This is a genomic window from Kosakonia sp. Marseille-Q7440, assembly GCF_965119485.1.
The window spans coordinates 1,618,586-1,639,708 of sequence record NZ_CBCPLT010000001.1 but is presented as its reverse complement, the minus strand read 5'-3'; the positions used below and the strand labels follow the sequence as shown (position 1 = coordinate 1,639,708).

General features: G+C 59.2%; 18 protein-coding genes. 5 read left to right on the top strand and 13 right to left on the bottom strand.

Annotated elements, in window-relative coordinates; all coding sequences use genetic code 11:
- Nucleotides 1-6: 6 nt before the first annotated feature.
- Nucleotides 7-558 (top strand): sterol desaturase family protein, encoded by a 552-nt coding sequence (locus ACWPW2_RS07450; RefSeq protein ID WP_454122156.1) that lies wholly within the window; start codon nucleotides 7-9, stop codon nucleotides 556-558.
- Here ACWPW2_RS07450 and crtB read toward each other — a convergent pair.
- The 11 genes from crtB to lolC form a co-directional block, all read right to left on the bottom strand.
- Entirely contained in the window at nucleotides 491-1,423 is a 933-nt protein-coding gene (crtB, locus tag ACWPW2_RS07445) for a 15-cis-phytoene synthase CrtB (RefSeq protein WP_454122154.1), read from the bottom strand. The genes ACWPW2_RS07450 and crtB overlap by 68 nt on opposite strands.
- Nucleotides 1,420-2,901 (bottom strand): phytoene desaturase, encoded by a 1,482-nt coding sequence (locus ACWPW2_RS07440; RefSeq protein ID WP_023481851.1) that lies wholly within the window; start codon nucleotides 2,899-2,901, stop codon nucleotides 1,420-1,422. The genes crtB and ACWPW2_RS07440 overlap by 4 nt, the downstream gene beginning before the upstream one ends.
- A complete protein-coding gene (gene crtY, locus ACWPW2_RS07435; RefSeq protein ID WP_454122151.1) occupies nucleotides 2,894-4,069 on the bottom strand; it encodes a lycopene beta-cyclase CrtY in 1,176 nt (391 codons plus the stop codon). The genes ACWPW2_RS07440 and crtY overlap by 8 nt, the downstream gene beginning before the upstream one ends.
- Nucleotides 4,066-5,331 carry a glycosyltransferase gene (locus ACWPW2_RS07430; RefSeq protein WP_454122149.1) on the bottom strand — a complete coding sequence of 422 codons (1,266 nt, stop codon included), beginning with the start codon at nucleotides 5,329-5,331 and terminating at the stop codon, nucleotides 4,066-4,068. Before ACWPW2_RS07430 ends, crtY begins: the two co-directional genes overlap by 4 nt.
- A complete protein-coding gene (gene fni / locus ACWPW2_RS07425) occupies nucleotides 5,328-6,356 on the bottom strand; it encodes a type 2 isopentenyl-diphosphate Delta-isomerase (protein ID WP_454122147.1) in 1,029 nt (342 codons plus the stop codon). Before fni ends, ACWPW2_RS07430 begins: the two co-directional genes overlap by 4 nt.
- Before the next feature lie 3 nt (nucleotides 6,357-6,359).
- Nucleotides 6,360-7,277, bottom strand: a complete 918-nt coding sequence (locus tag ACWPW2_RS07420; RefSeq protein WP_076769696.1) for a polyprenyl synthetase family protein — start codon at nucleotides 7,275-7,277, stop codon at nucleotides 6,360-6,362.
- A gap of 253 nt (nucleotides 7,278-7,530) precedes the next feature.
- A complete protein-coding gene (cobB, locus tag ACWPW2_RS07415; protein WP_454122144.1) occupies nucleotides 7,531-8,352 on the bottom strand; it encodes a Sir2 family NAD+-dependent deacetylase in 822 nt (273 codons plus the stop codon).
- Between the two features lie 10 nt (nucleotides 8,353-8,362).
- Nucleotides 8,363-9,280, bottom strand: coding sequence for an N-acetylglucosamine kinase (gene nagK, locus ACWPW2_RS07410; protein WP_454122142.1), 918 nt, complete (start codon nucleotides 9,278-9,280; stop codon nucleotides 8,363-8,365).
- 36 nt (nucleotides 9,281-9,316) lie between these two features.
- The gene (gene lolE / locus ACWPW2_RS07405) at nucleotides 9,317-10,561 is read right to left on the bottom strand and encodes a lipoprotein-releasing ABC transporter permease subunit LolE (RefSeq protein WP_094420209.1); all 1,245 of its coding nucleotides are present in this window, start codon (nucleotides 10,559-10,561) and stop codon (nucleotides 9,317-9,319) included.
- Entirely contained in the window at nucleotides 10,561-11,262 is a 702-nt protein-coding gene (lolD, locus tag ACWPW2_RS07400) for a lipoprotein-releasing ABC transporter ATP-binding protein LolD (protein WP_200133276.1), read from the bottom strand. Before lolD ends, lolE begins: the two co-directional genes overlap by 1 nt.
- Nucleotides 11,255-12,454, bottom strand: coding sequence for a lipoprotein-releasing ABC transporter permease subunit LolC (gene lolC, locus ACWPW2_RS07395; RefSeq protein WP_094420211.1), 1,200 nt, complete (start codon nucleotides 12,452-12,454; stop codon nucleotides 11,255-11,257). The genes lolD and lolC overlap by 8 nt, the downstream gene beginning before the upstream one ends.
- A 289-nt stretch (nucleotides 12,455-12,743) precedes the next feature.
- Between lolC and ACWPW2_RS07390 the strand changes: the two genes are divergently transcribed.
- The 3 genes from ACWPW2_RS07390 (at nucleotide 12,744) to ldtC (ending at nucleotide 18,810) form a co-directional block, all read left to right on the top strand.
- Nucleotides 12,744-13,817: an acyltransferase family protein gene (locus ACWPW2_RS07390; protein WP_454122139.1), complete on the top strand. Its 1,074-nt coding sequence runs from the start codon at nucleotides 12,744-12,746 to the stop codon at nucleotides 13,815-13,817.
- Nucleotides 13,818-13,927: 110 nt separating this feature from the next.
- On the top strand, nucleotides 13,928-17,374 hold the full coding sequence (mfd, locus tag ACWPW2_RS07385; RefSeq protein WP_454122137.1) for a transcription-repair coupling factor: 3,447 nt from the start codon (nucleotides 13,928-13,930) through the stop codon (nucleotides 17,372-17,374).
- Between the two features lie 476 nt (nucleotides 17,375-17,850).
- Complete coding sequence (gene ldtC / locus ACWPW2_RS07380; RefSeq protein ID WP_454122135.1) at nucleotides 17,851-18,810, top strand: L,D-transpeptidase LdtC; 960 nt, start codon at nucleotides 17,851-17,853, stop codon at nucleotides 18,808-18,810.
- Nucleotides 18,811-18,894: 84 nt separating this feature from the next.
- On the opposite strand, the gene bhsA is transcribed toward ldtC, so the two are convergent.
- Complete coding sequence (bhsA, locus tag ACWPW2_RS07375) at nucleotides 18,895-19,152, bottom strand: multiple stress resistance protein BhsA (protein WP_312120360.1); 258 nt, start codon at nucleotides 19,150-19,152, stop codon at nucleotides 18,895-18,897.
- Between the two features lie 240 nt (nucleotides 19,153-19,392).
- Here bhsA and ACWPW2_RS07370 point away from each other — a divergent pair, with 240 nt between their 5' ends.
- Entirely contained in the window at nucleotides 19,393-20,028 is a 636-nt protein-coding gene (locus ACWPW2_RS07370; protein ID WP_454122132.1) for a TetR/AcrR family transcriptional regulator, read from the top strand.
- 510 nt (nucleotides 20,029-20,538) lie between these two features.
- Here ACWPW2_RS07370 and ACWPW2_RS07365 read toward each other — a convergent pair.
- Complete coding sequence (locus ACWPW2_RS07365; RefSeq protein WP_023481678.1) at nucleotides 20,539-21,078, bottom strand: glycine zipper 2TM domain-containing protein; 540 nt, start codon at nucleotides 21,076-21,078, stop codon at nucleotides 20,539-20,541.
- Nucleotides 21,079-21,123 lie beyond the last annotated feature (45 nt).

Genomic DNA, 21,123 nt, shown 5'->3' with positions numbered 1-21,123 from the left:
ATACCGATGCTCGTCTTATGGAACACGCTGATCACGCTTGCCACTGTTGCCGCGATGGAGATTATCGCCACGCTTGCGCATAAATATGTCATGCATGGCTGGGGATGGGGCTGGCACCGCTCGCACCACGAACCGCGCACCGGCACCTTTGAAGTTAACGATCTCTACGCCGTGGTCTTCGCTCTGCTGGCGATTGTGCTGATCGCCCTCGGCACCGCCGGTTTCTGGCCGTTACAGTGGATTGGCGCAGGCATGACGCTGTATGGCGCGCTCTACTTTATGGTGCACGACGGGCTGGTGCATCAGCGCTGGCCGTTTCGCTACGTGCCGCGCCGCGGCTACCTGAAACGCCTCTATATGGCTCACCGCCTGCACCACGCGGTGCGCGGCAAAGCCGACTGCGTGTCGTTTGGTTTTCTCTATGCCCCGCCGGTTGAGGATCTGCAACAGACCCTGCGCCAGCGTAAACGGGCGGAGCATGAGCAGAAAGTCAGCGCGCGCGAGGACGCTGCCACAGGTGAGCAGGACGCGGCGCAGACCGCGACAGACGGGAAGTAAGCGCCATCCCCGCCCCTTTCGTCAGTAAGCCGAGTTTCTCGGCCTTGCTGGTGCCCTGCCGCTGTTCCCACGCTGCCGCTCCGGCAGCCATCACTTTAATGCCAATCTGCCGGTAAACGCCGTGCGCGGCGGCAATCGCCCACGCCGAGCGCAGCGGCAGACCGCGCAATCCGGCTTTCGCCGACGCGTAATAGGGCTCAGCGGCCATCACCAGCCTGCGTGCCAGCCGCGCGATATGTTGCCGTTTCGCCGGGTCGGCAATCTCACTGGCCGTCATCCCCTCCTCCGCCAGCCACTGCGCAGGCAGATAACAGCGCCCATTTTCCGCATCTTCAACAATGTCGCGGGCAATATTGGTTAACTGAAACGCCAGCCCTAAATCGCAGGCGCGATCGAGCACCAATTCATCGCGCACGCCCATGATCCACGCCATCATCAGGCCAACCACGCCCGCGACGTGATAACAGTAGCGCAGCGTATCGTCAAAGGTCTGGTAGTGGGTCTCGCGCACGTCCATCGCGAAACCCTCGAGATGCGCAAAGGCGAGATGCGCGGGCATTCCATGGCGCGTGACCACCTCCTGGAAAGCGGCAAACGCCGGTTCGCCCATCGCTTCGCCGTCAAAGGCGCGCTGCGTCTCCAAGCGCAGCATCGCAAGGCGCGCCAGCGCGCTCTCCTGCTGCGGCACTTCAGTGCGAAAGCCAAGCTCCTGCTCATCAATCACATCATCGCAGTAGCGGCACCAGGCATAGAGCATCAGTGCGCTGCGCCGCGTGGCGGGATCAAACAGTTTTGAAGCGGTGGCAAAACTTTTCGAGCCGACGGTAATCGTCTCCGTCGCATGGCTCATTAACGCATCATTCATCCGCTAAGCGCCTCGACCATCAGCCCCGCCGTCGCTTTCGCCGAACCGATCACGCCGGGAATGCCCGCGCCAGGGTGAGTCCCTGCGCCAACGAGGTAGAGGTTGTCGATCTCGCTATCGCGGTTATGGGGGCGGAACCAGGCGCTCTGGCGCAGGATCGGCTCCACGGAGAAGGCGGAACCCAGGTGCGCGCTAAGCTGGTCGCGGAAATCGATTGGGGTAAACATGCGCTCGGTGACCAGCTGTTCGCGCAGGCCGGGCATATAGTGCTGCTCCAGATAGGCAAAGATGCGATCGCGCAGGCGCGGCCCTTCGACGGCCCAGTCGATCTTCGCCGTGCCAAGGTGCGGCACCGGCGCAAGGACGTAGTAGCTGCCGCAGCCGGGCGGTGCCAGCGATGGATCGGTGACGCAAGGCGCGTGCAGGTAGAGGGAAAAGTCCTCCGCCAGCGCTTCGCCGTGGAAAATCTCCTCAATCAGCTCTTTATAGCGCGGCCCGAAGCAGACGGTGTGGTGCGCCAGCTGATCGTGGTGATGATTGAGACCAAAATAGAGCACAAACAGCGAGTTGCTCATGCGTTTGCGCTTCAGCGAGGCGGCGCGTTTCACCCCGGTCGGATGGTGGCCGAGCAGCTTCTCGTAGGTGTGCACCACATCGGCATTCGACGCCACCGCGGCGGCCGCAATACGACGGCCATCTTTTAACTCGACGCCGGTGATGCGTTTACCGTCTGCCTCCAGCTTGCTCACTTCAGCATTCAGTTCCAGCGTGCCGCCGAGATCTTCAAACAGCTTCACCATTCCCTGCACCAGCGCCCCGGTGCCGCCGCGGGCAAACCAGACACCCCACTCCCGCTCAAGGGCGTGGATCAGCGTATAGATTGACGAGGTGGCAAAGGGGTTACCGCCCACCAGCAGCGAATGGAAGGAGAACGCCTGGCGCAGGTGCTCATCTTCAATAAATTTGGAGACCATGCTGTAGACGCTGCGCCACGCCTGCAAGCGCATCAGCTGCGGGCCAGCGCGCAGCATATCGCGGAAGGACAAGAACGGCACGGTGCCGAGCTTCAGGTAACCCTCTTTAAATACCGCTTTTGAGTAGTCGAGAAAACGGCGATAGCCCTCGACGTCGCGCTCGTTAAAGCGGCGGATCTGCGCTTCAAGTCGCGCCTGATCGTTATCGTAATCAAACACCTTCCCCTGCTCCCAGCAGAGGCGATAGAACGGCGTCACCGGCAGCAGGTCGACGTAATCCGCCATCTTTTTACCCGCCAGGGTAAAGAGTTCTTCAATGGCGCTGGGATCGGTAATTACCGTTGGCCCGGCGTCAAAGGTAAAGCCCTGATCCTGATAGACATAGGCACGGCCGCCCGGCTTGTCGCGCTGCTCCAGCAGCACGGTCGGCACGCCCGCCGCCTGCAGGCGAATGGCTAATGCCAGCCCGCCGAATCCGGCCCCGATGACGATGGTTTTATTCATGATTGAAGGCTCGCAGTCCAGGTATGTGTTTAAGTACGGCGCGCATGGCTTCGCCCACCGGTACCGGCGGTTTTCCTGTCAGGATCCGCGCTTTATCAAAAAAGGTGAGTCTGTCGGCGTAGAACCGCGCGATCAGCGCCGGGTTGAGGCCATAAAAGCGCTGCATCACCTGCCAGCGCGCACTGGCGTCACCCGCCAGAAACAGCATGCGGTTGAGCATGCGGTAGAAGCGCTGCTGACGCCAGACGCGCTCGGCGTAGTGTTTGATCAGGGTAAAGAGTTTGTCGCCCTCAGGCACCGGCTGCTCAGCGATAAGATCCGCCAGCGCCACCGCGTGCGGCAGAGAGTAGCCGGTCGTGGCGTGAAACAGCCCGGCGCGCAGGCCGCTACAGGGTTGCGGCGCGCGCGACTGCCAGAAGGCGCGGATATCGCCATCCAGCGTGATAGGCAGGTTGCCCTGCTCTTCGCGCACCAGCGTTGTCAGCGTCCAGCCCTGCTGGCGCGCGTAATCGGCGATGTGCTGGCGCGCCTCATCGCCGCTGAGAGTGGGCCGGTCAATATAGTGGGTGTCTTCGATCAGCACCTCGCGCGCCGAGAGCGGCAAGGTGTAGACAAAACGATACCCGTCCGCCTGGCTGACGGTGGCATCCATCAAAATCGGCTGCTGAAGCTGGTGCGGCTCGGCAAGCTGCCAGTGCTGGCCGAGGAAAGATTGAAAGCCGGGGGTCAGATGGGCATCCGGCAGATAGCCGCGCCCGTCGATCACCGCCCCGGCGTGCAGCGTTTCGCCGCTCTCAAGAGTGACGCTCTGCGGGGTCAGGCTCGCCACCGGCGTATCGGTTAACAGCGCAGCGCCAAGGGTATCGGTAATTTTCTGCGCGAAGTGCTCTGAGCTGATACTGAGATAGCCGCCCTCCAGCGTGCGCTGGCGCGCCGGGAAACGCACTTCGTAACCCGGCCAGCGGTGGCTGACCAGCGGGGCGATCCAGCGGTGCTGTGCCTGCGTCAGATCCGCCTGATGGAAAGACCAGGTGTGATTGCCGCCAGGCTGCGCGCCCGCTTCAACCATAAGCAGACGCAGATCGGGCCGGGCATGGTGCAGACGCCAGGCGATAAGGCCGTTCGCCAGCCCGCCGCCGACGAGGATCAGATCCCAGCGCGGGCTCATAGCGCACCCGCCATCACCGGCTGCCTGCTGGTCAGCGCAAGTTCGACAATCTGCGCGGCGCGCGGTGCGCCGCCCGCCTGCTGCAACGGTTGCTGCATCGCGGCAAGCTTGATGGCGTAACGATTATCCGCCAGCAGCGCGCGCAGGTTTTTCTCCACCTGCGCGCTGCTGGCAAAGCGTGAAACCCGGCGACCAATCTGGTGGTACTCCACCCGCGCCGCGACGCCGGGCTGATCGAAAGCCAGCGGGATCACCAGAACTGGTGTGGTGCTATTGATGGCGTCCATCACGGTATTCATGCCGCCGTGGGTGACCACCACATCGGCGTCGCGCATCACCGCCGTCTGATCGGCAAAGTCGGTTACTTCCGCCCCACGAGCGACCAGCTTCTCCACCTGGCGCGCGTTCAGCCCACCACAGTGGGCGATCAATAAGCGGACATTCATGCGCCGACAGGCGCGGGCGATGGTGCGAAACAGCCGGTAGCGGTGCCCCTGCAAGGTGCCGAGGGAGGCAAAAATCAGCGGCCGTTCGGCGCCAGATTGACTATCACGTACGATCTCCTGCGGCTGGCGCAGCGGCCCGACCGCGTGGAACCAGGCGGGAAGCTGGCGCGGGAAATCGAAGCAGGCCAGCGTCTGGCTGATCTGCGCCAGCGGCGAGAGGCACTCATGCATCGCGTTACGCTCAGGGATGCCGAAGCGGCGCGCATGCCGGGCAATCACCGCGTTCTGACGCGCCATTACCTTGTCATAAACCTGGGTGCTGGCACGGTAGAGTTTTTTTCGCCGCTCACCGGGCGCATAGCGAAAAGGCATCACCGGCAGCGGGATGGTTTCATCCCGGTTAACGGGCAGCGCGCAGGCGACAGAGACAAACGGCAACCCCAGCGCCTCTGCCACCAGCCCACCGGCAGGCTCCATCTGATCGACAATCACCCCGTCGACGCCAAGCTGCGCCAGTACCGCAGGCAGCGCGTGGCAGAGCATATCGGTGGTGCTTGCCAGATCCTTGATCAGCCGAATGATGCCCGGCCCTGCGGGATGGGCCATCAGGCGTAAAGTGCGTTGCAGACGGGCGGGCGGATGGCTCTTTTCGCCGACCGCGCAAAAACCGATGCGCGGATCCTGCAATAACTGCTGCGCCCCGGCCTGATTAACAAAGGTGATGCGGTGTCCGCGCGCGATAAGCGCCTGTGCCAGCGCTTCCAGCGCGCGCATATGGCTGTAGAGCGGCGGTGAGATCACAGCATAGTGGCTCATGCTTCACGCACCAGCGTCGCCTGGCGTAGCGCCTCCAGGTTAGCGCTGCCAGTGCAGAAACAGGCGACACGAAGTTGATCGATCACCACCTGGAAGTGGGCGGTGACGGTTTCACACGAGACGGTGGCGCTGCCGAGCACGGCCGCAGCCTGGCCCACCAGCGACGCACCCAGCCGCAGCGCTTTCGCCGCATCAATGCCGTTAGCGATGCCGCCAGAGGCGATAAGCGGCATCTCCGGCAGCGCCTGTTGCAGGTCGGTCAGCGCCTGCGCGGTCGGAATGCCCCAGTTGGCAAAGGCCATTGCCACAGCGCGATGATGAGCCTGCGCGGCGCGCTCCCCCTCCACCGCCGCCCAGCTGGTGCCGCCTGCCCCGGCGACATCAAGCATCGCCACACCGGCCTCACTCAACTGGCGCGCGACATTGACGGATAACCCGGCTCCCACCTCTTTAACTACCACCGGGACGGGAAGGGCCGCCACGGTTTTCTCAATCGCTGCCAGCACGCCGCGCCAGTCGCGATCGCCGCCGCTTTGCAGTGCTTCCTGGAGTGGATTGAGGTGAATAATCAACGCGTCGGCTTCAATCATCTCCACCGCGCGCCGCGCGTAATCGACGCCCTCAGGCCCGGCAATCTGCGCCGCACCGAGGTTTGAGAGCAGCGCGATATCCGGTGCCAGCTGGCGCAGTTCACGGGTTAAGCCTGAATTCTCTCTGCTCTCCAGCGCCACGCGCTGTGAGCCAACCCCCATCGCCAGACCAAGCTGCTGCGCCGCCTGCGCCAGATGGCGGTTGATCATCGCCGCGCGGCTGGCACCGCCGGTCATGGAACTGATCAGCAGCGGTGCGCGCAGGGATTTGCCAAACAGCGTGCAGCCAAGATCGATTTCGTCCAGATGCAGCTCCGGCATCGCGCAGTGTTCAAAACGCCACAGCTCAAAGCCGGTGGTACGTTTCATGGCGCTGTGTGGGCTGTTAAGGACGATATCGAGGTGATCGTTTTTACGTTTCGCCAGATCCTTCATGTGCTAGCACCCCGGCAGCGTCGTCGCCCGGCTTTCGCCAAACAGCGTCATCTGTTTATCGAACCAGGCGCGCATAAAGCGGCGCGTCGAAACGCCGCGCGGGCAGGCATTAGCAAGGTGTTCATCGGCGCTACGCAGATGGTCGCTCAGGCGCTGATGCACAACCTCCGCGCCCAGCATCGCCACCAGCGTCGATTTGCCATCATCTTTATTGAGATCTTTCCCGGTGCCGTTCAGCCCGTCGGTCAGATCGTCCATCAGCTGGAACGCCTGGCCGAGATCGAGGGCGAAACAGCGCAGCCGCTCGCGCACCTGCGGCGAAGCCTCGGCGGCAATCGCCGCCATTTGCAGCGTGGCATCAAACAAGCGGCTGGTTTTTAACTCATTGGTCAACTGGATAGCTTCCGGGCTGCGCGCCTTGTCGCCCTCATGCAGATCGAGAAACTGCCCCTGCACCAGGCCCTGAAGCCCAACGGCGGTAGAGAGTTCCGCGACGGAGGCCGCTTTGCAGGCCGCCGATAACCCCTGCGCCTCTGCCACCACACCAAAAGCGCGGCTCAGCAACGCAACGGCGGCGAGTATAGCGACGTTTTCACCATACTGGCGGTGAATAGTCGGTCGCCCACGGCGCAGCGCGGCGTTATCCATACAGGGGATATCGTCCAGCATCAGCGAAGCGGCATGCACCATTTCGACGGCACAGGCGAGATCGAGCAGCCCACGCTGGTCAACATCGCAGCCAAGATCGTGTGCGGCAAGCATCAGTAGCAGCGGGCGGACACGCTTGCCCGCCACCAGGGTCCCTTCGCGCATCGCGCTGTAGATCTGATCCTGCTGCGCACCGGCGGGTAACAGGTGATCGAGGCGTTGTTGCAGCGCGTCGCGTAATGTCTGCAATTGGGCGTCGTGGTTGAGATTCATCGTGGCTGTCCCTCGTTATCCTTGAAGCGATGGCCGGGTAAATAAGTCAGAGCATGAGGGCAGCGGTTAGCCTGCTGCGCTCGTCGGAGTACGTGAAAAACTCCGCGCAGCCTGGGCGCTAATCTCTGCGGTGTCGTATTGGCAAAGCGTAGCGTAGATTGGGACATTTGCTCCGTAACGAGCGAATTCATAAGAATTTTTACATTATTACAACATAGCCGCCCGGTCAACCTTGCGCGACCGGGCGAGGCGCTTATAGCCCCTTCAGCAGCTTGTCGACGTAAGCCGGAACAACCTCGCTTGCCAGCCCATACTGCTTCTCTTCAAACTCGCTGCCGACCTGGCTCGGTTCGAGATTGAGTTCGACGGTATGCGCGCCGTGCAGCTTCGCCTCATGGACAAACCCGGCGGCGGGATAGACATGCCCGGAAGTCCCAATGGCGATAAAGAGATCCGCCATCGCCAGCGCGCTGTAGATCTCATCCATGCCGAGCGGCATTTCGCCAAACCACACCACGTGCGGGCGCAGCGGCGCGGGGAACTGGCAGCAGTGGCACTTATCCTCTTCGGTAACATCGCCGGTCCACTCCAGCACCTGCCCGCTCTGAGAACAGCGCACTTTCAGCAGCTCACCATGCATATGGATAATATGCTGATTGCCGGCGCGCTCGTGCAGGTTGTCGATATTCTGCGTAATCAGCAAAAAGCGATCGCCCAGCGCCTCTTCCAGCTTCGCCAGCGCCAGATGCGCGGCGTTCGGTGCGATCTCCGGCAGCTGTAACTGGCGGCGGCGATCGTTATAGAAGCACTGCACCAGCTGCGGATTACGGGCGAAACCTTCCGGCGTCGCCACATCTTCCACATGATGCTCTTCCCAAAGGCCATCCGCAGCGCGGAAGGTTCGAATACCGGATTCAGCGGAGATCCCCGCCCCGGTTAAGACTACAACTCTCGGTTTTTCCATTACGTCATGCACCATTATGTCGCGGAAAAAGATTCGCTGGCGTAAGCGCTCGCGCAGGCGGCGCTTGTTGCGGCGAAAACGGCTGAGACGATGTGAACGTCGCGATTGCATGGGCATCCTCTCAGGGGTGGTCTGCAAGGTGAAGGAAGGCCGCGCCGCGCATACCGCCCGCGTCGCCGTGGCGCGCGCGTTCGATACGGGGAACGTCGCCGGCCGGTAACAGATGCGGCGCGATGCGATCCGGCAGCAGCCGGGTCAGCGCGCTGAAGTTGGATAATCCGCCGCCAATCACTATCAGATCCGGGTCGATAATCGTCAAAATATTGCCAAGGCAGACCGCCAGCAAATCGACGTAGCGCTCAACATGCGCCCGCGCGTTTGCCTCGCCCTGCTCCCAGCGCGCGATAATTTCCGGCGCTGTCAGAGTCTGATGATAGAAGTGTTGGTAGAGCCACGCAAAACCGCGACCGGAGAGATAGTTCTCAATACAGCCGATATTGCCGCAGCCGCAGCGCAGAAGAGGGAAGTCAAACCCCATCAGGGAGAGTGCATCGACGGGCAGGCGAATATGGCCAAATTCGCCGGTGATAAAGCGCCGCCCGGGGATCGCTTTACCGTTAAACACCAGCCCGCCGCCAACGCCGGTGCCGAGGATCAGCCCCATCACCAGCGGATAGCGGCGAAACTCCTCATCCCAGGCCTCTGAAAGGGTAAAACAGTTGGCATCGTTATCGATACGCACGTCGCGATCGAGTAGATGGCTGAGATCGCGGCGCAGCGCCTGCCCGCTGGCGGCGGGCAGATTGGCGGCGTAGAGTGTGCCATCGGCGGTTTCCGGCATTCCCGGAATGCCAATGCCGACGCTGCCCTTCACCCCACTGCGGCGATCGGCTTCCGCCACCAGCGTGGCGATAGCCTGCAGAAAGGCGTCGTAACTTTCGTGGGGCGTGGCAATACGCGTTTCCCACTGTAACTGCCGCCCGGCGTCAAAGAGGCCGAGCGCGATTTTACTGCCGCCAATATCAAACCCGTAGTGCATTGCCACTCCTTCGTTGTGGCGCCGTAACCCGCGGGATTACTGCCCGCTCAGCACCCTTGCCGGATCGATGTTGCTTGCCCGGCGCGCCGGATACCAGCTCGCCAGCAGGCTCAACAGCAACGCCGTCACCAGCACGTACACCACATCCAGTGGATGGAGTTCTGACGGCAGGAAGTCGATAAAGTAGATATCCCCCGACAGGAACTGATGGCCGATAAGCTTCTCAATACCGTTAATAATCGGCGTCAGTTGCAACGAGACAATGACGCCAATCACCGCACCGCAGAGGCTGCCAAACAGCCCCGCCAGCAGACCGTACCAGACGAAAATCGCCCGGATCAAGCCATCTTTCGCCCCCAGCGTTCGCAGCACGGCGATGTCGCCGCTCTTATCTTTTACCGCCATTACCAGCGTCGAGACGATGTTGAAGCAGGCGACGCCAATCACCAGCACCATCGCCAGATACATAATCGCGCGGATCATCTGAATATCGCGGTACATGTAGCCATATTTGCCGATCCAGCTTTTGATATAGACATAGCTGTTGGTCACTTCGCCCGCGTCGCGCACCAGCTTTTGGGCGTTGAACACGTCGTTCACTTTAATGGCGATGCCGGTGACGCTGCTGCCCATATCGAGATAGTTCTGCGCATCTGCCAGCGGGATCATCGCGTAGTTGTGATCGAGCTGGCCGCTCAGTTGCAGAATACCGGTGACATGCAGGCGCACGCGTTTTGGCTGCAACAATTTATGCGCATCGTCGGAGTTGGGGATCATGATTGAGACCCAGTCGCCCTGCTTCACTTTCAGCGCGTCTGCCACCCCTTTGCCGAGGATGATCTGCTGGGAGCCGGCGCTAAAGCCTTTCCACGCATCGCCCTGCACAAACTTCGGCAGCGCGCTGAGCTGCATCTCCTGCGCCGGATCGACGCCTTTGACCTGAATGGCGCGCAGGTTCGCCCCGCTCTCCACCAGCCCGGTAAAGTTGATATAGGGCGCGGCAGCGGCGATACCCGGCACTTTTTGCACTTTGCCGAGCACCGTTTCCCAGCCGTTCCACGGCTGATTGACCGGCTCGATTTCGCCGTGCGGCACCACCGCGAGAATGCGGTTGTTCAGTTCACGTTCAAAGCCGTTCATCGCGCTCAGGCCAACAATCAGCACGGCTACACCGAGCGCAATGCCGACGGTGGAGATAACCGAGATCAGCGACACCATGCCGCTACGGCGACGGCCGCGGCTAAAGCGCAGGCCGATTAATAATGACAGCGGTGATGCCATTACTCAGCCCCCATCAGGGTCAGGTCGGTTTTCAGATGGCCATCGCGCATCTCCAGCTGGCGGTTCATGCGCTTCGCCAGTTGCAGATCGTGGGTGACCACCAGAAAGGCGGTGCCCTGGGTGCGGTTCAGCTCGCCGAGCAGTTCGAAGATGCTGTCGGCGTTGCGGGCATCGAGGTTACCGGTCGGTTCATCCGCCAGCACCAGACGCGGGTTGTTAACCAGCGCGCGGGCAATAGCGACGCGCTGACGCTCGCCGCCGGAGAGTTCAGACGGGCGATGGCTGGCGCGGTGCTCAAGGCCAACGGCGCGCAGCATCTCGCGGGCGCGGGTGTCGATCTCAGCCGGTTTTTTCTTGCCAATCAGCAGCGGCATCGCCACGTTTTCCAGCGCGGTAAAGTCCGGCAGCAGGTGGTGGAACTGGTAGATAAAGCCCAGCTCGCGGTTACGCAGCTCGGCCTTCGCGGTGGAGGAGAGTTTGCTCATCGGACGGTCGCCAAAAATGACGTCGCCGGAGGTTGGTGTATCCAGCCCGCCGAGCAGGTGCAGGAGCGTACTTTTACCGGAGCCGGAGCTGCCGACAATCGCCATCAGCTCCCCTTCCGCCATGCTGAAGCTGACATTGTGCAGCACATCGGTCTGCACGCTGCCTTCCTGATAGCGTTTGCACAGGTTGTCGCATTGCAACAGGATCTTATTCATAACGTAAAGCCTCAGCGGGTTGAGTGGCGGCAGCGCGCCAGGAAGGGTAAAGCGTCGAAAGTAGCGCAATGGCCATCGCCACCAGCGCAATGCCAACCACCTGTAGCGGATCGATCGCCACCGGCAGCGCTGCGCCGTCGAGCAGCGCACCGATAATCGGCATTAAATTATTTAACTGGCTGGCCAAAAGCGCCCCCAGCCCGGCACCAAGCAGCGCGCCGATAATCCCGGCGCTGGCTCCCTGCACCATAAACACCGCCATAATCTGGCGCGGCGTTAAGCCCTGGGTTTGCAGAATGGCGACCTCGCCCTGCTTCTCCATCACCATCAGGCCGAGCGAGGTGATGATGTTAAAGGCGGCGACGGCGACGATCAGGCTCAGCAGCAGCCCCATCATATTCTTCTCCATGCGCACGGCCTGGAAGAGCTCGCCTTTGCGATCGCGCCAGTCATGCCACTGGGTGCCTTCCGGCAGCGTTTGCTGGCTGAGCACATCCACTTTCAGCGGCTCATTGAGCCATAAACGCCAGCCGGTGATATTGCCCGCCGGGTAGCGCATCAGGCGCGAGGCGTCGTCGATATTGACCAGCATCTGATATTCGTCCACTTCGCTGTTGGCGGCGAAAGTGCCCGCCACCGTGAAGAGGCGCTGGCTCGGCAGACGTCCCATCGGGGTGAACTGGCTGGCGGAGGGGACCATCACGCGGATTTGGTCGCCGCGGGTAACGCCCAACTGGCTGGCCAACTGCTCGCCGAGAATGATGTTGTATTTGCCCGCCTGCAGCTGGTTTTGCTGCACGTTGACTAAAAACGGCGTCAGCGGATCTTTCTGCGCCGGATCGATACCGAGCATCACGCCAACCGCAACGCTGCGCGCGCTTTGCAGCACCACATCACCGGTGGTCAGCGGCGCAATACGCGATACGCCCTGCAGCTTGACGCTGCTGGCCGGAAGCTGTTGCGGGTTGAGCGAGCCTTTCTGGGTGGTCAGTGTGGCCTGGGGCATCAGCCCGAGGATGTTGTTTTGCAGTTCGCGCTCGAAGCCGTTCATCACTGATAACACCGTCACCAGCGCCATAACGCCCAGGGTGATGCCAATGGTTGACAGCCAGGAGACAAAGCGGCCAAAGCGGTCCGCCGCGCGTCCACGCATATAGCGTAGACCTATGAAGAGAGTGACAGGCTGATACATGAAATCCGTCTGGTTGCTGTGAGCAGAGTCAGGAGTATATAAGCGAAAGGTGAGAGCGTAAATGCGTGATACCGTAAGAATTCATCGGATTAATGTCAAAAAGCTTCGAAAAATCAAATCGCTACTTTTGCCGGAGCGCGTGTTATGGGCGGGTAAATTACCAGTCTGTCATTTTTTCACCCTCCACTTATTCCGAAAATGAATATATCCAGACTCTTTCCCGTTACATTCAGCGTTTGTATGGCCAGGATCTTTTGCCGGGATTATGGCAATAACAGGCACAAAACGAATGAAACAGAAAACATTATGGATAAACCAGATAAAAGGACTTTGCATTTGCCTGGTGGTGATTTACCACTCGGTTATAACCTTTTACCCCCATCTCTCGGTCTTCCAGCATCCCTGGTCAGAAACGCTTTCTAAGTGCTGGATCTACTTCAACCTCTATCTCGCCCCGTTCCGCATGCCGGTGTTCTTTTTCATTTCCGGCTTTTTGATCCGGCGTTATATCGATGATGTGCCGTGGAAAGACGCGGTCGATAAACGGATCTGGAGCATTTTCTATGTGCTGGCGCTGTGGGGCGTGTTGCAGTGGGTGGGCCTAAGCCACCTTAACGACTGGCTGGCGCCGGAGCGCGATCTCAGCAACTCCTCCAACGCCGCTTACGCCAACAGCTGGCACGGCTTTTTATTCGGTATGCTGACCGCCACCACCAGCCTCTGGTACCTCTACGCGTTAGTGGTCTACTTCACGCTGTGTAAACTGCTTAGCCGCTGGAAAGTGCCGATGCTGGCGTTGATGATTGTAGCGAGCCTGGCGATTAACTACCTGCCGCTGCCGTGGTGGGGGATGAACAGCGTCGTGCGCAATATGATCTTCTACAGCCTCGGTGCCTGGTACGGTATGCAGGTGATGGAGTTTGTTAAAACCGTCTCTCTGCGCCGCTATGCCCTGCTGTTTGCCGTCGCTGTGGTGGTGGCGTTTGGGCTGTGGATGTTTAATATGCCGCTGCCGCTCTGCCTGCTGTCGATTGTCGGCATCATGCGCCTCTTCCAGGAGATGGAGAAACGCTTCCCGCCGAGCGAAAAGAGCCTGCTCAATGTCGTCGGCTCCAATACGCTGGCGATCTACACCACCCACCGCATTCTGGTCGAGGGGTTCAGCCTGGCGCTGATCAAACCGCTTAACGCAGGCGTCTGGCCGCCTGCGGTCGAGCTGGCGGTGCTGATTGCCTATCCGGCGGCGGTGCTGCTGATCTGTACGCTGGTCGGGCTGATGGTGCGCAAACTCTCCTCCGCGCTGTTTGGCGATCTCTTTTTTACCCCGCCAACAAAGCACCTTTCGGCGGCGACAGCACGCTGACAGGGCGATTTCTTGGCTAAACTCACCTAATCACACATAATCCTCGTATTGCGTATCAAGGATATGCCCCCATAACGGGGGTATATCCATAATGAGATCTTCATATCCCCATGCCTGAACAATACCGTTATTCCCTGCCGTCTAAAGCGGGTGACCAGCGCCAGTTTGGCGAGCTTACCGGCGCGGCCTGCGCCACCGAAGTGGCAGAAATCATTGAACGACACGCCGGTCCGGTTGTGCTTATCGCCCCGGATATGCAAAACGCGCTGCGTTTACATGATGAGATCAGCCAGTTTACCGACAACCTGGTGATGAACCTCGCAGACTGGGAAACGCTGCCCTACGACAGCTTTTCGCCGCACCAGGAGATTGTCTCCTCCCGTCTCTCCACTCTTTACCAGTTGCCCGCGATGCAGCGCGGCGTGCTGATCGTCCCGGTTAATACGCTGATGCAGCGCGTCTGCCCGCACAGCTATCTGCACGGTCACGCACTGGTGATGAAAAAGGGGCAGCGTCTGTCGCGGGATCAGCTGCGTACGCAGCTTGATAGCGCTGGCTACCGCCATGTCGATCAGGTGATGGAGCACGGTGAATATGCCACCCGTGGCGCGCTGCTCGATCTCTTCCCGATGGGCAGCAGCCAGCCCTACCGCCTCGACTTTTTCGATGATGAGATCGACAGCCTGCGTCTGTTCGATGCCGATACCCAGCGCACGCTCGAAGAGGTGGAGGCGATTAACCTGCTTCCGGCCCATGAGTTTCCGACCGATAAGACCGCCATCGAGCTTTTCCGCAGCCAGTGGCGCGATAAGTTCGAGGTGAAGCGTGACGCGGAGCATATCTATCAGCAGGTGAGCAAAGGCACCCTGCCCGCCGGGATCGAATACTGGCAACCGCTCTTTTTCAGCGAGCCGCTACCGCCGCTGTTCAGCTACTTCCCGGCGAATACGCTGCTGGTGAATACCGGCGATCTGGAAGCCAGCGCTGAGCGTTTCCAGCAGGATGCGCAGGCACGCTATGAGAACCGCGGCGTTGATCCGATGCGCCCGCTGTTACCGCCCGAGGCGCTGTGGCTGCGGGTTGATGCGCTGTTCAGCGAACTGAAAAAATGGCCGCGCATTCAACTTAAAACCGAGCAGGTGGCCGATAAAGCGGGCCAGATTAACCTCGGTTACCAGAGCCTGCCGGATCTCTCAGTACAGGCGCAGCAGAAGTCACCGCTGGATAACCTGCGTAAATTCCTTGAGTCCTTCAGCGGCCCGGTGGTCTTTTCCGTCGAGAGCGAGGGGCGTCGCGAAGCGCTGCTCGAACTGCTGGCGCGCATCAAAGTTGCGCCAAAGCGCGCTCTGCGTCTGGATGATGCCAGCGCGCCGGGCGCGTGGCTGATGATCGGTGCCGCCGAGCGCGGGTTTATTGATACGCTGCGTAACCGGGCGCTAATTTGCGAAGGCGATTTGCTGGGCGAGCGCGTTGCGCGCCGCCGCCAGGATACGCGCCGCACCATCAACCCGGATACGCTGATCCGCAACCTGGCGGAGCTGCATGACGGCCAGCCGGTGGTGCACTTTGAGCACGGCGTAGGTCGCTATGCCGGGATGACGACGCTGGAAGCGGGCGGCATCACCGCAGAGTACCTGATGCTGACCTATGCCAACGACGCCAAACTCTACGTTCCGGTCTCGTCGCTACACCTTATCAGCCGCTATGCCGGCGGCGCGGAGGATAATGCCCCGCTGCACAAACTGGGCAGCGATGCCTGGACGCGCGCGCGGCAAAAAGCGGCGGAGAAGGTACGCGACGTGGCGGCGGAGCTGCTGGATATTTACGCCCAGCGCGCGGCGAAGTCGGGCTTCGCGTTTAAACACGATCGCGAACAATACCAGCTTTTTTGCGACGGTTTCCCCTTTGAAACCACCCCGGATCAGGCTCAGGCCATCAATGCCGTGCTGAGCGATATGTGCCAGCCGTTAGCGATGGATCGGCTGGTGTGCGGCGATGTTGGCTTCGGTAAAACCGAAGTGGCGATGCGTGCTGCTTTCCTTGCTATTGAGAACAATAAGCAGGTGGCGGTGCTGGTGCCGACCACCCTGCTCGCCCAGCAGCACTTCGATAATTTCCGCGACCGCTTTGCCAACTGGCCGGTACGTATCGAGATGCTGTCGCGTTTTCGCAGCGCCAAAGAGCAGGCGCAGATCCTTGAGCAGGCCGCCGAAGGGAAGATCGATATTCTTATCGGCACGCATAAGCTGCTGCAAAGCGATGTGAAAATGAAGGATTTGGGGCTGCTGATCGTCGATGAGGAGCACCGTTTCGGCGTGCGGCATAAAGAGCGCATTAAAGCGATGCGCGCCGACGTTGATATCCTGACGCTCACCGCAACGCCGATCCCGCGCACGCTGAATATGGCGATGAGCGGCATGCGCGATCTGTCGATCATTGCGACGCCTCCCGCGCGCCGTCTGGCGGTGAAAACCTTTGTTCGCGAATATGACAACCTGGTGGTGCGCGAGGCGATCCTGCGTGAAGTGCTGCGCGGCGGCCAGGTTTACTACCTCTATAACGATGTGGAGAACATCCAGAAAGCGGCCGACCGGCTGGCGGAGCTGGTGCCGGAAGCGCGTATCGCCATTGGTCACGGCCAGATGCGCGAGCGCGAGCTGGAGCGGGTAATGAATGATTTCCACCATCAACGGTTTAACGTGCTGGTCTGCACCACCATTATCGAAACCGGGATTGATATTCCGACCGCCAATACCATCATAATCGAGCGCGCCGACCACTTTGGCCTCGCACAGTTGCACCAGCTGCGCGGTCGCGTCGGGCGTTCGCACCATCAGGCCTATGCCTGGCTGCTGACGCCACATCCGAAGGCGATGACTACCGATGCGCAAAAACGGCTCGAAGCGATTGCCTCGCTGGAGGATCTGGGCGCAGGCTTTGCGCTGGCGACTCACGATCTGGAGATCCGTGGCGCGGGCGAACTGCTCGGTGAGGATCAGAGCGGGCAGATGGAGACCATCGGCTTCTCGCTCTATATGGAGTTGCTGGAGAATGCCGTCGATGCGCTGAAAGAGGGTCGCGAGCCGTCGCTGGAGGATCTTACCAGCCAGCAAACGGAGGTGGAGCTGCGTATGCCTGCCCTGCTGCCGGATGATTTTATTCCTGATGTGAATACGCGCCTGTCATTCTATAAGCGCATCGCCAGCGCGAAAGATGAGAATGCGCTGGAGGAGATTAAGGTGGAGCTGATTGACCGCTTTGGCCTGCTGCCGGATGCGGCGCGTAATCTGCTTGATATCGCCATGTTGCGCCAGCAGGCGCAGAAGCTGGGGATCCGCAAGCTGGAGGGGAATGATAAAGGCGGCCTGATTGAGTTTAACGAGAAGAACCACGTTAACCCGGCGTGGTTGATTGGCTTGTTGCAGAAGCAGCCGCAGCATTTCCGCCTTGATGGCCCGACGCGGCTGAAGTTTTTCCAGGAGTTGAGCGAGCGCAAAACCCGTATGGAGTGGGTGCGCAACTTTATGCAGCAGCTGGCGGAGAACGCCGTCGCCTGACGGCGGGTTAGCGCCTCTGCGCGCTTTTTGCCGGATGGCGGCGTACCGCCTTATCCGGCCTACGCGATCGTGCCCTTTTGTAGGCCTGATAAGCGTAGCGCCATCCGGCATGTTTCCGCGAACCAACGTTCGGTACCCCGCCCGCTTTTGCCGGATGGCGGCGTACCGCCTTATCCGGCCTACGGGGTCGTGCCCTTTTGTAGGCCTGATAAGTATGGTTTTGTAGGCTTGATAAGCGCAGCGCCATCAGGCATGTTTTTGGGAGCAAGGGTCGAACATTCTGCCCGCGTTTTGCCGGATGGCGGCGTACCGCCTTATCCGGCCTACGAACACGATGTTTTTCCCCTCATTCGTGTGTTTTTTTGTAATATTTACAAATGCTTTGCAATAACCAGGGTTTCCCGACGAACCCGATGAGCATAATCCTATTGAGTAGTCTTATTGAAATAACCTTATGATTTACATGGATTATGATCATGTGCAAAATGTCGCGCTTCGCTCACTGGATGACGCTGTTCGCCGTCGCCGCTACGCTTATCTTTGCCCTTCCCGCCCGGGCGAATACCTGGCCGCTGCCGCCTGCGGGCAGCAAGCTGGTGGGCGAAAACCGTTTCCATATTGTTGAGAACGATGGCGGTTCGCTGGAGGCGATCGCCAAAAAATATGACGTTGGCTTCCTCGCGCTGTTACAGGCCAACCCGGGTATCGACCCCTTTGTGCCGCGCGCGGGCAGCGTTGTGACGATCCCGTTGCAAACACTGCTGCCGGATGTCCCGCGCAGAGGGATTGTGATTAACCTCGCCGAACTGCGTCTTTACTACTATCCCCCCGGAAAAAATGAGGTCACCATCTACCCGATTGGCATTGGTCAACTGGGCGGTGATACGCTGACGCCGACGATGGTGACCACCGTTTCCGATAAACGCGCCAACCCGACCTGGACGCCGACTGCCAATATCCGCGCCCGCTACAAAGCGCGCGGGATTGATCTACCGCCGGTGATGCCAGCCGGGCCGGATAACCCGATGGGTCATCATGCGATTCGCCTCGCCGCTTACGGTGGCGTTTACCTGCTGCACGGTACCAACGCCGATTTTGGCATCGGCATGCGCGTCAGTTCCGGGTGTATTCGCCTGCGGGATAGCGATATTGCCGCGCTGTTTGCTGCAATCAGCCCCGGCACGCCGGTGAATATCATCAATACGCCGATTAAAGCCTCCGTCGAGCCAGACGGCACGCGGCTGGTGGAGGTGCATCAGCCGCTCTCCGAATCGATCGATGACGATCCGAAAACGCTGCCGATCCCGCTCAATGCGGCGATGAAGACGTTTCAGGCTGAAAGCGATGCGGCGGTGATGGCGCAGGCCATTGAGCTGCGTTCGGGTATGCCGGTGGACGTGACCCAACATGCGCAAGAGAGTATGCAGGCGATGTAACTAACGCCCGCCCATAAACAAAAAGGCTCTGCACAGTGTGCAGGGCCTTTTTTATTGCAGTGGCGTAGCTCGAGGGTGGTGAGCTTATTTGTAGAGCACTGCGGTACCGTGCAGGCGATCGGAGCCGGTCACGGAAGTAATACGGTAAGAGGACGCGCCCAGCTGTTCGGCTTTCTCAGCCACTTTTTTCTCAACGGATGCGAGGTTGGTGCTGCCGGTCACGCCGATGGCGGTCAGCTCCTGCTGCCCGGCTGGTGCGGACTGCACCTCAACGGCGGCAAAGCTGGCAAATGAGAGAGTACTTAAAACAACGGCGGTAAACAGCGTGTTGATGGTTTTCATAATGATTGTCCTGATGCAGGTGAACGGAGGTCGTTAGCATTAAGTTAACGATCGATAGGTAAATCATAAGTGTGATCTATATCACTCGTCAATATTTTTTTATAACGCTCATTAATTAATTTAAATAGTTCTTAATTTTCATAAGCATATGATTTATTAATATGTGCGGTTTTGCGGCTGGTCATTCACCAGGATTATTTTTATAATGGGTATTCAACAAACCAACAAAGAAGCGGCGATATGACCAGTGAAGTCAGCAGTTGTACGAAAAAAAGCCGTGGCCGACCGAAAGTGTTCGACAGGGAAGCGGCGCTCGATAAAGCCATGACGCTATTCTGGCAGCATGGCTATGAAGCCACATCACTCTCCGATCTGGTAGAAGCGACCGGGGCAAAAGCTCCGACGCTCTACGCAGAGTTCACCAATAAAGAGGGGCTGTTTCGCGCGGTCCTCGATCGCTATATCGCCCGTTTTGCCAGGCAGCATGAAGCGTTGCTGGAGTGCGAAGAGAAGCCGGTAGAACAGGCGTTGCTGGACTATTTCTCTGCCATCGCCAGATGTTTTACCAGCACCGATACGCCCGCAGGCTGCTTTATGATTAACACCTCCGCGACGCTTGCCGCCTCGTCGCAGGAGATTGCGAAGACGATTAAAACGCGTCATGCCCGCCAGGAGGAGACATTGCAGCACTTCCTCGCGCAGCGGCAGGCGAAAGGCGAGATCCCGGCAGGTGTTGACATCACCTCCCTTGCGCAGTTTCTTGGCTGCATATTGCAGGGCATGTCCATCAGCGCCCGCGAAGGCGCAAGCCTTGAAAAGTTACTGCAAATTACCCGCACCACCCTGCGCCTGTGGCCAGATTTGATCAAAGCGTAATAAAAAAATGAGACGGATTTCCGTCTCATTTCCTCTCTGTGATAGTAATTACACAATTCAACGATAGGTAAAATCTATCAGCCATTTCCCTGCCTTTGCTATGCTTAATTGTGATTATTGCGTCGCTAATCATTGTCGGCGGCAATATAAAACAATAAGTATCTTATTCTATTTCCCTTGCTCTCACTCTACGCGTAGTACCGATCGTTTTTTATGAGGATAAAGGGTCTTTTACTGACTAATCACATGCAGAAGGAAATGGAAATGATTTTGCTATTACCATTCATCAAAGTGTTAATAGTAATTACATTGTTATTTGGTCTGTGGGTCTTGCTGGGTGGCTCCGTACTGTTTGCATTTGTCTCTGTCCTCATTACCGGATTGCTGGTTGTTCGCCAACAAGACTTTATTTAATAACGAAAAAGCCTCGCATCGCGCGAGGCTTTTTTATGGCAAAAAAAGGCTCCTCAGCCTGAGCGATGAGGAGCCAATATGCAGAGTACTGCTTTTTTATGCTTTGTTATTCAGGATCAGCTGACCGTTGTTATCCAGCGGGATCTGCGTGCCGGGATCTTTATCCATGCGGATTTTCCCCTGCTGGTCGCCGATTTTATAGGTCACGTCATAACCGAGCATTTTTTCCGATTTGTCATAGACGGTGCTGCAACGCTGCTGAGTGGTCGTGTAGGTGTCCCTCTCCTGCATCCCGCCCTGAATCTGGTTGCCGGCATAGCCGCCGCCTAACGCGCCGACTACGGTCGCCACATCGCGTCCGCGTCCACCGCCAAACTGATGGCCGAGCACACCGCCCGCTACCGCACCCAGCACGGAACCGGTAATACGGTTCTCATCCTGCACCGGACGACGATGCGTTACCGTGACATTGCGACACGCCTCGCGCGGCGTTTTCACCGTCTCTTTGATCGGCGTGGCTGAAACCACCTGCGCATATTGCGGCCCGCGATCGAAAACATTGAGGCTGGCGACTGCGGCAACGCCCAGTGCAGCGGCCACGCCAATACCGATACCCGCTAACATTGATTTATTCACAGGATTCTCTCCCTGGTTGGCTATTGGTAACAATTTTGCAATGGT

Coding starts and splice junctions, on each gene's coding strand:
- ACWPW2_RS07450 (WP_454122156.1), top strand. CDS start 7: ATGCTCGTCTTATGGAACACGCTGATCACGCTTGCCACTGTTGCCGCG.
- crtB (WP_454122154.1), bottom strand. CDS start 1,423: ATGAATGATGCGTTAATGAGCCATGCGACGGAGACGATTACCGTCGGC.
- ACWPW2_RS07440 (WP_023481851.1), bottom strand. CDS start 2,901: ATGAATAAAACCATCGTCATCGGGGCCGGATTCGGCGGGCTGGCATTA.
- crtY (WP_454122151.1), bottom strand. CDS start 4,069: ATGAGCCCGCGCTGGGATCTGATCCTCGTCGGCGGCGGGCTGGCGAAC.
- ACWPW2_RS07430 (WP_454122149.1), bottom strand. CDS start 5,331: ATGAGCCACTATGCTGTGATCTCACCGCCGCTCTACAGCCATATGCGC.
- fni (WP_454122147.1), bottom strand. CDS start 6,356: ATGAAGGATCTGGCGAAACGTAAAAACGATCACCTCGATATCGTCCTT.
- ACWPW2_RS07420 (WP_076769696.1), bottom strand. CDS start 7,277: ATGAATCTCAACCACGACGCCCAATTGCAGACATTACGCGACGCGCTG.
- cobB (WP_454122144.1), bottom strand. CDS start 8,352: ATGCAATCGCGACGTTCACATCGTCTCAGCCGTTTTCGCCGCAACAAG.
- nagK (WP_454122142.1), bottom strand. CDS start 9,280: ATGCACTACGGGTTTGATATTGGCGGCAGTAAAATCGCGCTCGGCCTC.
- lolE (WP_094420209.1), bottom strand. CDS start 10,561: ATGGCATCACCGCTGTCATTATTAATCGGCCTGCGCTTTAGCCGCGGC.
- lolD (WP_200133276.1), bottom strand. CDS start 11,262: ATGAATAAGATCCTGTTGCAATGCGACAACCTGTGCAAACGCTATCAG.
- lolC (WP_094420211.1), bottom strand. CDS start 12,454: ATGTATCAGCCTGTCACTCTCTTCATAGGTCTACGCTATATGCGTGGA.
- ACWPW2_RS07390 (WP_454122139.1), top strand. CDS start 12,744: ATGAAACAGAAAACATTATGGATAAACCAGATAAAAGGACTTTGCATT.
- mfd (WP_454122137.1), top strand. CDS start 13,928: ATGCCTGAACAATACCGTTATTCCCTGCCGTCTAAAGCGGGTGACCAG.
- ldtC (WP_454122135.1), top strand. CDS start 17,851: ATGTGCAAAATGTCGCGCTTCGCTCACTGGATGACGCTGTTCGCCGTC.
- bhsA (WP_312120360.1), bottom strand. CDS start 19,152: ATGAAAACCATCAACACGCTGTTTACCGCCGTTGTTTTAAGTACTCTC.
- ACWPW2_RS07370 (WP_454122132.1), top strand. CDS start 19,393: ATGACCAGTGAAGTCAGCAGTTGTACGAAAAAAAGCCGTGGCCGACCG.